The organism is Mycobacterium sp. E2238 (assembly GCF_001672665.1).
In the GTDB taxonomy this organism is placed as follows: Bacteria; Actinomycetota; Actinomycetes; order Mycobacteriales; family Mycobacteriaceae; genus Mycobacterium.
Genome location: NZ_LZKF01000208.1, coordinates 18,433 through 29,568, shown reverse-complemented (window position 1 = coordinate 29,568; position 11,136 = coordinate 18,433). Strand labels below are relative to the sequence as shown.

The following is an 11,136-nucleotide window of genomic DNA, read 5'->3' as shown; positions in this document are numbered from 1 at the left end:
CGGCTTCTACTCCCTGGTGGTGCCCCCGGGCTCACCGATCCACAAGTTCAGCGACCTGGCCGCCGGCCAGCGCATCGGCGTCGTCCAGGGCACCGTCGAGGAGTCATACGTCGTCGACACCCTGCATCTGCAGCCGGTGAAGTATCCCGGCTTCGCAACCCTGTACGCCAGCCTCAAGACCCGGCAGATCGATGCGCTGGCCGGCGGCCAGGTCGCTGAACTTGTGGATCGGTGAGCCCGGGGGCACCACCAGGGAGTAGAAGCCGAAGTCGTAACCGTTGGTGAACGCGACGGTGTGCCGGCGTTGGTCGGTCGCTTTCACCGACGCCGATCCGACGTCGAAGCGCCGGGACGCCACCTGGGCGAGCAACGCGGAGAAGTCGGTGCTGACGAAGCGCAACTGCAGATGCAGCTTGTCGGCGATGGCGCGAAGCAGCAAATTGTCGAAGCCGCTGAATTCGCCGGTGGGATTGATGCAGATGTTGGGTGGCGCATCCGACAGCGTGCCCACCGTCAGCACGCCCGGCGTACCGAGCCCGAGCGCTCCGACGTCAACCGCGGTGAGCGGTTCGACGGATTGTGTGGTGTCCCGGTCTTCCCGGGGCGTGGGCTGGGTCTCGGTCAGATCTTTGGGCAGGGCCCTTGCGCTGTCCAAGCCGGCCGGCGCGCATTGATTCCAGTCGGCAGCCGCCGGCGCGGCCGGCCCGCCTAATGCCATGCCGCACACCAGCACCGTCGTCGCGGCCAGTCCGAACAGCCTTGCGCGGCGCTGGGTACGCCGGTCCACGCGCGCATTCATCCCTGCCACCGTATCGACAGGGCGGCCGCTCCGTCGGGTGAGCGTGCTTTACAGCGCCAGCGACGCCGCGACGCCTACGGCTTCGGCGTCGACGAGCACCTCGAGCGGCTCGGGCACCACGGGGCTCACGTCGTCGGGTGCGGTGAACACCCTGCGCCTCGAGAGTTCGGCCAGCATGGTCTGGGCCATCAGGTAGGAGCGGCCGACGCATGCGGCCCGGGCGGCCTCGGGGTCGCGCCGGTGTATCGCGGACGTCTCGTCTTCGTAGAACGGCAGCATCTCTTCGCGGCTGCCCTGATAGATCAGCCAGAACACCCGGGGCACCAGGTTTTGCGACGCGCGGATCGTGGCGTGCAGCCTTGGTCCGGCGTATTCGTCGTTGATGGTGCGCCGGTACTCCGCGGCGATGTCGCAGAAGGCCCGCGAATCCTTCGCGGTGCGCAGTGATCGCATGAAGGCGTCGAGCTGACCCAGAATCCGCGGGGTGGGGCTGGTGGCCGCGCGCGCGGACGCGATGCCGTTGAGCAGACCCTCGAGCTCATGGTGTTCGAGGACGGTGGCTTCGTCGAACCGCTCGACGAACGCCCCGCGGTGATAGCGGGTGGAGACAATGCCGTCGTGTTCGAGTTGGACCAGCGCCTCTTGAATGGGGACGCGGCTTACGCCCAGCCCCAGCGCGATCTCATTGCGATCGACGCGGTCACCGGTGCGCAACTTGCCCGTCAGCAAGAGGTGCAGGATGTGCGAAACAACCAGGTCCTTTTCTTTGACCCCGTATTTCTTCGGCATTTCGTCGTTGAGTCTCTTTCAAACAAACCCGATGCGGTCATCAGCGCGAGAAGTTTCTCACGAGTGGGCTCGTATTTTCCGGGGTTTCACCGATAAATGGTCGGCGACGGGGTTAACGACTATCCCGCCACCGGCACAGTGCTTCCGCCGCGCCGAGGTTGTACTCCGGTCCGTCGCACGCGACGGTCAGCAGCGTGACTCCGAGGCCGACAAGCTTCTCGGCATTGTCGACCAGCCCGCCGCCGTCCTGCACGGCGGCCGAGCGCTCGATGCTCGCCGGGTCGCGGCCGACGTCGGCGCAATGCCGGGCCAGGACGTCCGCCTTGGCCGGGAACTCGTCGGCGGAGGTGAAACTGTGCCACAGGTCGGCGTATTCGGCGACCAGTCGCAGCGTCTTGCGCTCACCGCCCCCGCCGATCAGGATCGGGATTTCGCGGGTCGGCCGGGGGTTCAGTTTCGCTAGCCGTGCCTTAATCCGGGGGAGCGCGCCCGCGAGGTCGTCGAGGCGGCTGCCCGCGGTGCCGAACTCGTAGCCGTACTCGTCATAGTCCTTCTGCTTCCAGCCCGAGCCGATCCCCAGCACAAGCCGGCCGTCGGAAATGTGATCGACCGTGCGGGCCATGTCGGCCAGCAGCTCAGGATTCCGGTACGAGTTACACGTGACCAGCGCGCCGATCTGGATGCGCGAGGTCTGCTCGGCCCACGCCCCGAGCATCGTCCAGCATTCGAAATGCGCACCGTCGGGATCGCCGTAGAGGGGGAAGAAGTGGTCCCAGTTGAAGGCGATGTCGACGCCGATGTCCTCGCAGCGACGCACGGCGTCCCGGATTTGGCGATACTGCGGCGCGTGCTGAGGCTGCAGTTGCACGCCGATGCGGATGGGGCGGTCAGGGCTCATGAGACCACCGTAGGCTCAACCCGCGTCGAGCACCCCGCGCAGCAGACCGATGAGGGCGAGGGGCTGGTCGCTTTGCACGGAATGACCGGAATCCTCGACGACGTGCGCCGCGCGGAAATGCTTTGTGCGACGGCTGAGTTCGGCCGCGTCGTCGTCGCTGACGAATCCCGATTTGCCGCCGCGGATAAGTGTGATCGGCGCCGACAGCTTGTCCACGTCCTCCCACAGGACGTCGAAGTCGGGGAACTTGCGGATGGCGTCGTAGCGCCACGTCCAGTTGCCGTTGTCCAGCCGGCGCGAGTTGTGAAACACGCCGCGGCGCAGCGCCTTCACCTCGCGGTGTGGCGCCGCGGCGATCGTCAGGTCCAGCATGGCCTGGAAGCTTGGGAATTCGCGTTCCCCGTGCATCAACGCCACCGTGCCCTGCTGTTCCTTGGTCATCTCCGAGTGCCGCTGCAGCGCCGAAGGGGTGACGTCGATCAAGACCAGCTCGTTGACGAGTTCGGGCGCCACGGCGGCCAGCCGTAACGCGGTCAAGCCGCCCAGCGACATGCCCACGACGAGATCGGCGTCGGAGGCGTGTTCGCGTAGTGCCGGCAACAGGGCGTCGGCGTTGATCTGTGGCGAGTAGTCACCGTCCTCGCGCCATGCCGAATGGCCGTGCCCGGGAAGGTCTACGGCCAGCGCGGGCTCGCTGAGGCCGACGATGACCGTGTCCCAGGTGTGCGCGTTCTGCCCGCCGCCGTGCAGAAAGACGATCCGCGGGGGAGAGGCACCCCAGCGCAGCGCGCTGATTTTGCCCTCGGCCGTGCCCGATTCGACCCGCTGGACGTCGGGCAGCGGACCCTCGACCCCGGCCTGCTCGGCGTTCTCGTGCAGCAGCGAGAACTCAGACAGTCCGTCCAGTTCGTCTCCGGAGATTTCGGTCACGATCTACAGACACTAGCGCCGCCGCTTAGAGGCCGTAACGACGTCGGCCATCGGCGGGCCAGAAGGGGTGCGTCGCTCGGCCATCCGATGGGGCGATCGGTAATCATTCGTGCTTCTGCCGCAACGCCATTCGCTGCAGGGGCGCGACGAATCGGCTGCAACGACCGCGAGCGTAACGCTGCGGCGAATCCAAAGGAGAAATCGCCGTGGCGTTACGCCCGCGGGTCGGTAGGTCGAACCGAGTCAGCCCTCGATGATGAATTCTTCGAGCTGCGTGCGCGCGACGTCGTCGGGCAGCTGCTGCGGCGGGCTCTTCATCAGGTAGGCCGACGCCGGGATGACCGGGCCGCCGATGCCGCGGTCCTTGGCGATCTTGGCCGCCCGCACCGCGTCGATGATGACGCCTGCCGAGTTCGGCGAGTCCCACACCTCGAGCTTGTACTCCAGGTTCAGCGGCACGTCGCCGAAGGCGCGACCCTCCAGGCGCACGTACGCCCATTTGCGGTCGTCGAGCCAGCCGACGTGGTCGGACGGGCCGATGTGCACGTCTTTGGTCTTGAACTCGCGTTGCAGGTTGGAGGTGACGGCCTGCGTCTTGGAGATCTTCTTGGACTCCAGCCGCTCGCGCTCGAGCATGTTGAGGAAGTCCATGTTGCCGCCGACGTTGAGCTGCATGGTGCGGTCCAGTTGCACGCCGCGGTCCTCGAACAGCTTGGCCATCACGCGGTGGGTGATGGTGGCGCCGACCTGGCTCTTGATGTCGTCGCCCACGATCGGCACGCCCGCGTCGGCGAACTTCTTGGCCCACACCGGGTCCGAGGCGATGAACACCGGCAGCGCGTTGACGAACGCCACGCCGGCGTCGATGGCGCACTGGGCGTAGAACTTGTCGGCCTCTTCCGAGCCCACCGGCAGGTAGGACACCAACACGTCGACCTCGGCGTCCTTGAGCGCCTTGACCACGTCGACCGGCTCGACGTCGGACAGCTCGATGGTGTCGGCGTAGTACTTGCCGATTCCGTCCAGCGTCGGGCCGCGCTGCACGACCACGTTGGTGGGCGGCACGTCGGCGATCTTGATCGTGTTGTTCTCGGAGGCGAAGATCGCGTCGGACAGGTCGAAGCCGACCTTCTTGGCGTCCACGTCGAACGCGGCGACGAACTTGACGTCGCGCACGTGGTACTGGCCGAACTTGACGTGCATCAGGCCGGGCACGGTGCTGTTCTCGTCGGCGTTCTGGTAGTACTCGACGCCCTGTACCAGCGAAGACGCGCAGTTACCGACGCCGACAATGGCGACTCGTACCTCCGTCGACGCGATTGGCGCGTTCTGGTCACTCATAAGGGCGTTCTCCTAACTCCATAACTCTGTGTCGCAGCTGATGAATTTCGTGCAGGGGTTTTACGTCTGCTCGGAGAGGCCGGGCATCGCCCGCTCCGCAGCAATGAGCTCGTTGAGCCACTTCACTTCGCGCTCACTGGACTCGAGCCCCAGTTGGTGAAGTTGGCGGGTGTAGCGGTCGAACGAGTTACTGGCCCGCGCCACGGCTTCGCGCAGGCCTTCTCGCCGCTCCTCGACCTGACGGCGGCGGCCTTCCAGGATGCGCATCCGCGCCTCCGCCGGAGTCCGGTTGAAGAACGCCAGGTGCACCCCGAAGCCGTCGTCGGTGTAGTTGTGCGGGCCGGTGTCGGCCACCAGCTCAGCGAAGCGCCGACGGCCCTCGTCAGTTAGCTGGTAGACGCGCCGGGCCCGCCGAACGGGCGTTCCGGCCGGGGCGGCGTCCTCGGCGATCAACCCTTCGGCCTGCATCCGCCGGAGGGCCGGGTACAGCGAACCGTACGAGAACGCACGAAACGCACCGAGGAGGCCGGTCAGCCGTTTGCGCAACTCGTAACCATGCATCGGCGATTCGATGAGAAGGCCCAGGATGGCGAGCTCAAGCATCGAATCACCCCCTTTGCACGGTTGGTTACGACGGTTCGACGCCTCGCGTAATCGTATCGTCTCGATATATTCGCCACAACACCACCGAAAGTTCGTCCGCTATTGGTTCGGGTGCGCCGACATCGAATCGCGCCGGGGACCGGCCGGCTAAGACGGCAGATTGAGTTGCTTGACGGTGCCGTCACCTGCGAAGACGATGTAGCCACCACCGTAGTCGCTCGAGACATACAGCGATAGCGAGAGCGCGCCGGGGGTGGTGGGGTCCGTCGCCGGTTCGATGTTCAGGTACTCGGTCTTGACGTCCGACGGCTTCATGTGGAGGGTCTGCGGGGCGCCCCGCATGATGCCCACCGTCGCCGTGACGTCGAACTTGCTCAGGTCAACCGCAATGGGAGCGTCCGCGGAGCTTTTGGCCGAGCTGCTCGGGTCGCCCCAGCCCCCGCGGTAGGTGTAGGCCAGCACCCGGCGATCGTCGGAGGGGTCCGGCCGGTCGAGGACGGCGTAGGTCGGGTAGATCACGAGTCGATAGCCCACCGCGTCGCCGAACCGTTTGCGTGTTTGCTCGATCAGGCCCGTCAGCCCGCCGACCGAATGCAGTTGGGTGGGCGGGGTCAGCACCACGGGGCCGACACCGTCGGGCTTGGCTCCGGGGTCGGTGGTGAAGTCCAGCGGTGATTGGGTGTTGCCGTACATGCCCCACCCGATGCCGACGCCCAGTAGCACCGAGACGACGAAGGCGGCGGCAAGAACCCCCCAACCGCGGAGCTTCGGCGGCACCGGCCGGGCTTTGACCACCGGCGTCTGAAGCGCGCTGCTGTCGGTTTGCAGGTCGGTCACCAGGGCCTGCAGATCGCCGAGCGTGATCGCCTTGGTGGCCGCGCTGACCCGTTCCCGGTGCTCCTCCATGGAGAGCTCGCCGTCGGTCAGGGCGTTGTCGAGGATCTTGCAAGCGTCCTGCCGGTTGATGTCTTTGGCGCGGGTGTTCGCCGCCACAGCGCCGCCCAACGACGTCCCGAGCCATTTCGCCACGGGGATGATCGTAGAGTCCGGCCCCGGTCCGGCACAGAATTCACCCGCCTGTACTCGGCTCGGGCCGCGACGGGTTTGGTTGCGTATCGGTGGTCCGGATGGCGACGTACTCTGGTGGGCGTGCGACTGCAGCGACAAGTGGTGGACTACGCGCTCCGGCGGCGAGCACTGCTGGCCGAGGTGTACTCGGGCCGCACGGGCGTGTCGGAGGTGTGTGACGCGAACCCTTATCTGCTGCGGGCCGCCAAGTTTCACGGGAAACCAAGCCAGGTCATGTGCCCGATCTGCCGCAAGGAGCAGCTGACTCTGGTGTCGTGGGTGTTCGGTGAACACCTCGGTCCGGTATCGGGCTCGGCACGCACCGCCGAAGAGTTGGTCATGCTGGCGACCCGATTCGAGGAGTTCGCCGTCCACGTGGTGGAGGTATGCCGAACCTGCGAGTGGAATCATCTGGTCAAGTCGTACGTGCTCGGAGCGGCGCGCCCTCCCAAGGGCACCCGCGGTACGCGGACGGCGCGAAACGGCGCGCGCACGGCCATTGAATAACGACGGACGCCACAACCAGTCGTCCGGCGACGCGGATGGGTCGGCGACTGAGCGGGTGGGAAAACATGGAAGCGGCGAGCGCCCGCGTGGCGCGCCGTCGGCCGCCGGCCAACGCCGAGGGGTTCCGCCCGATGACCGGCTGACCACGATCCTTCCGCCGGTCGTCGATGACCGGTCGCCTCGGCGGCCCGATCCCAGCATCGAGGAAGTCAAAGCCGCGCTCGACAGCCCTTCATCGACGCCCGTGCAGCGGGACGCGATCCAGGAGGTCAAGGCCGCGCTGGACAGCCGGACACCTCCGCGCCGCGCAGGGCCACCATCGGGAGGCCGGCCGCCGGAAGGGCCGCCACCGCCGCTCGGTCCGGGGGGTCGCCGCGGTGGGCCGGACGGTTTCGGGCCCCGGCCGCCGCGTGACGTCCACTGGACCCAGCAGATCAACTGGTTGTGGGTGCGCCGCGCGGCCTACCTGTCGGCGGCGGTGCTCGTGCTCCTGCCGATCGTCACGTTCGCCATGGCGTACTTCATCGTCGACATCCCCAAGCCGGGCGATTTGCGCACCAACCAGGTCTCCACCATCCTCGCCAGCGACGGGTCAGAGATCGCCAAAATCATTCCGCCCGAAGGCAATCGGGTTGACGTCAACATCAGCCAGGTGCCGGTCCACGTGCGCCAGGCGGTGATCGCCGCCGAGGACCGCAATTTCTACTCGAACCCGGGGTTCGATTTCAGCGGCTTTGCCAGGGCGGTGAACAACAACCTGTTCGGCAACGGCGATCTGCAGGGCGGGTCGACCATCACGCAGCAATACGTGAAGAACGCGCTGGTGGGCTCGGCTCAACACGGCGTCAGCGGCCTGATGCGCAAGGCCAAGGAACTGGTGATCGCCACCAAGATGTCGGGGGAGTGGTCGAAAGACGATGTGCTGCAGGCTTACCTGAACATCATCTATTTCGGCCGGGGCGCCTACGGCATCTCCGCCGCTGCCAAGGCGTACTTCAACAAGCCCGTCGAGCAGTTGACCGTCTCGGAGGGGGCGCTCCTGGCGGCGCTGATCCGCCGGCCGTCGTCACTCGACCCGGCCGTCGATCCGCAGGGGGCCCGGGCCCGTTGGAACTGGGTGCTCGACGGCATGGTGGAGACCAAGGCGCTGTCGTCAAATGACCGTGCCGCGCAGGAGTTCCCGCAGACGGTGCCGCCCGATCAGGCCCGCGCGGAGAACCAGACGACGGGACCCAACGGGCTGATCGAGCGCCAGGTGACCAAAGAGTTGATGGAGCTGTTCAACATCGACGAGCGGACTCTGAACACGCAGGGCCTACAGGTCACCACCACCATCGACCCGAAAGCCCAGCAGGCCGCCGAGAAGGCGGTATCGAAATACCTTGACGGACAAGACCCCGACATGCGGTCGGCGGTGGTGTCGATCGACCCGCACGACGGGTCGATACGCGCGTACTACGGCGGTGCGGACGCCCAGGGTTTCGACTTCGCGCAGGCGGGTCTGCAGACCGGTTCGTCGTTCAAGGTGTTCGCCTTGGTCGCCGCGCTCGAGCAGGGGATCGGTCTGGGATATCAGGTCGACAGTTCGCCGCTGACCGTCGACGGCATCAAGATCACGAACGTCGACGGCGAGGGCTGCGGGACGTGCAACATCGCCCAGGCCCTCAAGCAATCGCTGAACACCTCTTATTACCGGCTGATGCTCAAGCTCAAGGGCGGACCGCAGGCCGTCGCGGACGCCGCGCACCAGGCCGGTATCGCGACCAGCTTCCCCGGCGTGGACCACACGCTGTCCGAGGACGGCAAGGGCGGGCCACCCAACAACGGAATCGTGCTGGGGCAGTACCAGACCCGGGTGATCGACATGGCCTCGGCGTACGCCACGTTGGCCGCCTCCGGCGTGTACCACCGGCCGCATTTCGTGCAGAAGGTCGTCAACTCCGAAGGGCAGGTGCTCTTCGACGCGAGCAAGTCCGACAACAACGGCGAGCAGCGCATCCCCAAGGCCGTCGCCGACAACGTCACCGCGGCCATGGAGCCGATCGCCAGCTACTCGCGCGGGCACTCCTTATCCGGCGGCAGGCCGTCGGCGGCCAAGACGGGCACCACGCAGCTGGGTGACACCACCGCCGATAAGGACGCCTGGATGGTCGGGTACACGCCGTCGCTGTCGACGGCCGTGTGGGTGGGCACCGCCAAAGGTGATGTGCCGCTCGTAACCGCCTCGGGCGCACCGGTTTACGGCTCCGGGCTGCCGTCGGACATCTGGAAGTCGACGATGGACGGCGCCCTGAAGGGCACCTCCAACGAATCCTTCCCCAAGCCGACCGAAATCGGCGGATACGCGGGGGTCCCGGCGCCGCCACCTCCGCCGCCCGCGCCCTCGGTGACCGTTATTCAGCCCACCGTCGAGGTGGCGCCGGGCATCACGATCCCGGTCGGCCCGCCCACGACGGTCACTGTTGGCCCGGCACCGCCGGGCGGTGGCGGCCCTGGCGGTCCCGAGTCGGGCGTCCCGCCGGGTGGTCCGCAAGCTCCCGCGCCGGCTGGCCAGCCACCGCCGTGACCGGGGCCGAGCATCGCAGCACCACCATTTCTCCAGAGCCGCTCGCCGGCGATCTGCGTAGCGTCGACAACCGCGACTGCCCGAGCCGCACCGACTCACTGGGCGCCGCACTGGCAGAAGTCGCCGGGGGGCCGGTGGGCAGGCACGCGCTGATCGGGCGTGCCCGGGTGATGACGCCACTGCGGGTGATGTTCTTGATCGGACTGGTGTTCCTGGCGCTCGGCTGGTCGACCAAGGCCGCCTGCCTGCAGAGCACCGGCACCGGGACCGGCGATCAGCGGGTAGCCAACTGGGAGAACCAACGCGCGTACTACGAGCTGTGCTACTCGGATACCGTTCCGCTGTATGGCGCGGAGCTGTTGAGCCAGGGGAAGTTTCCGTACAAGTCGAGCTGGGTCGAGACCGACGGCAGCGGTACCCCGCAGACCCGCTACGACGGCCGGCCCGCGGTGCGCTACATGGAGTATCCGGTGCTGACCGGGATGTATCAGTACGTGTCGATGGCTTTGGCGAAGACCTACACCGCGCTGAGCAAGGTGGCTCCGCTGCCGGTGGTCGCCGAGGTGGTGATGTTCTTCAACGTCGCCGCGTTCGGTCTGGCGCTGGCCTGGCTCGCCACCGTCTGGGCGACGGCCGGCCTGGCGGGGCGCCGGATTTGGGATGCGGCCCTGGTGGCCGCGTCGCCGCTGCTGATCTTCCAGATCTTCACCAATTTCGACGCGCTGGCAACGGCATTCGCGATGGCCGGAGTGCTGGCCTGGGCGCGGCGCAAACCGGTGCCGGCCGGCGTGCTGATCGGATTGGGCGCCGCGGCCAAGCTGTATCCGTTGTTGTTCCTGGGTCCCATGGCGGTCCTGGCGATCCGGACGGGGCGCTACCGCGCTCTGGCTCGAACGGCGGTAACCGCCGCGGCCACCTGGCTGTTGGTCAACCTGCCGGTGTTGGTGCTGTTTCCCCGCGGCTGGTCGGAGTTCTTCCGGCTCAATACCCGCCGCGGCGACGACATGGACTCGCTCTACAACGTGGTGAAATCGTTCACCGGCTGGCACGGGTTCGACGCCAAACTCGGGTTTTGGGAGCCGCCCGCCGTGCTGAACACCGTGGTCACGGTCCTGTTCGTAACCGGTTGTGCGGCAATCGCATACGTCGCGCTGACCGCTCCGAAGCGGCCGCGGCTGGCGCAGCTGCTTTTCTTGGTGGTGGCCGTTTTCCTGTTGACCAACAAGGTGTGGAGCCCGCAGTTCTCGCTCTGGCTGGTGCCGCTGGCGGTGCTGGCCTTGCCGCATCGCCGGATCCTGCTGGCGTGGATGACCATCGATGCGGTGGTGTGGGTGCCGCGGATGTACTACCTATACGGCAACCCGAACCGCTCGCTGCCGGAGCAATTCTTCACGACGACGGTGTTGCTGCGCGACATCGCCGTAATTGGGCTGTGCGCCTTGGTGATCCGTCAGATCTACCGGCCCGACGAAGACTTGGTGCGCTGGAACGGCCGGGTGGACGATCCGTCGGGCGGTCCGTTCGATCGCGCGCCCGACGCCCCGCCCCGGTGGCTGCCGGACTGGCTACGACCGGCCGGCACGCGCCGCGCGCCGGCGCCCGAGATCGAGTCCCCGGTGCCGGCCGGCGTGGCGC

General features: G+C 67.0%; 8 protein-coding genes and 3 pseudogenes. 4 read left to right on the top strand and 7 right to left on the bottom strand.

Going from position 1 to position 11,136, the window contains the following annotated elements:
* Nucleotides 1–16 precede the first annotated feature (16 nt).
* Nucleotides 17–151: pseudogene (locus tag A5711_RS26470) on the top strand (hypothetical protein); the annotation flags it as partial.
* Here A5711_RS26470 and A5711_RS19225 read toward each other — a convergent pair.
* The 7 genes and pseudogenes from A5711_RS19225 to A5711_RS19195 form a co-directional block, all read right to left on the bottom strand.
* A pseudogene (locus A5711_RS19225) lies at nucleotides 116–799 on the bottom strand (transporter substrate-binding domain-containing protein); the annotation flags it as partial. The pseudogenes A5711_RS26470 and A5711_RS19225 overlap by 36 nt on opposite strands.
* A 48-nt stretch (nucleotides 800–847) precedes the next feature.
* Nucleotides 848–1,588 carry a GntR family transcriptional regulator gene (locus A5711_RS19220; protein ID WP_067949270.1) on the bottom strand — a complete coding sequence of 247 codons (741 nt, stop codon included), beginning with the start codon at nucleotides 1,586–1,588 and terminating at the stop codon, nucleotides 848–850.
* Between the two features lie 112 nt (nucleotides 1,589–1,700).
* On the bottom strand, nucleotides 1,701–2,486 hold the full coding sequence (locus tag A5711_RS19215; RefSeq protein ID WP_067949268.1) for an LLM class F420-dependent oxidoreductase: 786 nt from the start codon (nucleotides 2,484–2,486) through the stop codon (nucleotides 1,701–1,703).
* A 15-nt stretch (nucleotides 2,487–2,501) separates the two neighbouring features.
* The gene (locus tag A5711_RS19210) at nucleotides 2,502–3,416 is read right to left on the bottom strand and encodes an alpha/beta fold hydrolase (RefSeq protein ID WP_067949266.1); all 915 of its coding nucleotides are present in this window, start codon (nucleotides 3,414–3,416) and stop codon (nucleotides 2,502–2,504) included.
* Nucleotides 3,417–3,659: 243 nt separating this feature from the next.
* Nucleotides 3,660–4,757 carry an inositol-3-phosphate synthase gene (locus tag A5711_RS19205; RefSeq protein WP_055399549.1) on the bottom strand — a complete coding sequence of 366 codons (1,098 nt, stop codon included), beginning with the start codon at nucleotides 4,755–4,757 and terminating at the stop codon, nucleotides 3,660–3,662.
* A gap of 60 nt (nucleotides 4,758–4,817) precedes the next feature.
* Nucleotides 4,818–5,360 carry a PadR family transcriptional regulator gene (locus A5711_RS19200; RefSeq protein WP_067949264.1) on the bottom strand — a complete coding sequence of 181 codons (543 nt, stop codon included), beginning with the start codon at nucleotides 5,358–5,360 and terminating at the stop codon, nucleotides 4,818–4,820.
* A gap of 147 nt (nucleotides 5,361–5,507) precedes the next feature.
* The gene (locus A5711_RS19195; protein WP_067949262.1) at nucleotides 5,508–6,389 is read right to left on the bottom strand and encodes a DUF1707 domain-containing protein; all 882 of its coding nucleotides are present in this window, start codon (nucleotides 6,387–6,389) and stop codon (nucleotides 5,508–5,510) included.
* 120 nt (nucleotides 6,390–6,509) lie between these two features.
* Here A5711_RS19195 and A5711_RS19190 point away from each other — a divergent pair, with 120 nt between their 5' ends.
* The 3 genes and pseudogenes from A5711_RS19190 to A5711_RS19180 form a co-directional block, all read left to right on the top strand.
* On the top strand, nucleotides 6,510–6,935 hold the full coding sequence (locus A5711_RS19190; protein WP_067949280.1) for a DUF5318 family protein: 426 nt from the start codon (nucleotides 6,510–6,512) through the stop codon (nucleotides 6,933–6,935).
* A complete protein-coding gene (locus tag A5711_RS19185; protein WP_369827306.1) occupies nucleotides 6,928–9,501 on the top strand; it encodes a transglycosylase domain-containing protein in 2,574 nt (857 codons plus the stop codon). Before A5711_RS19190 ends, A5711_RS19185 begins: the two co-directional genes overlap by 8 nt.
* A pseudogene (locus A5711_RS19180) lies at nucleotides 9,498–11,128 on the top strand (glycosyltransferase family 87 protein); the annotation flags it as partial. The gene A5711_RS19185 and the pseudogene A5711_RS19180, both read left to right, overlap by 4 nt.
* Between the last annotated feature and the right edge of the window lie 8 nt (nucleotides 11,129–11,136).

Coding starts and splice junctions, on each gene's coding strand:
- A5711_RS19215 (WP_067949268.1), bottom strand. CDS start 2,486: ATGAGCCCTGACCGCCCCATCCGCATCGGCGTGCAACTGCAGCCTCAG.
- A5711_RS19220 (WP_067949270.1), bottom strand. CDS start 1,588: ATGCCGAAGAAATACGGGGTCAAAGAAAAGGACCTGGTTGTTTCGCAC.
- A5711_RS19200 (WP_067949264.1), bottom strand. CDS start 5,360: ATGCTTGAGCTCGCCATCCTGGGCCTTCTCATCGAATCGCCGATGCAT.
- A5711_RS19205 (WP_055399549.1), bottom strand. CDS start 4,757: ATGAGTGACCAGAACGCGCCAATCGCGTCGACGGAGGTACGAGTCGCC.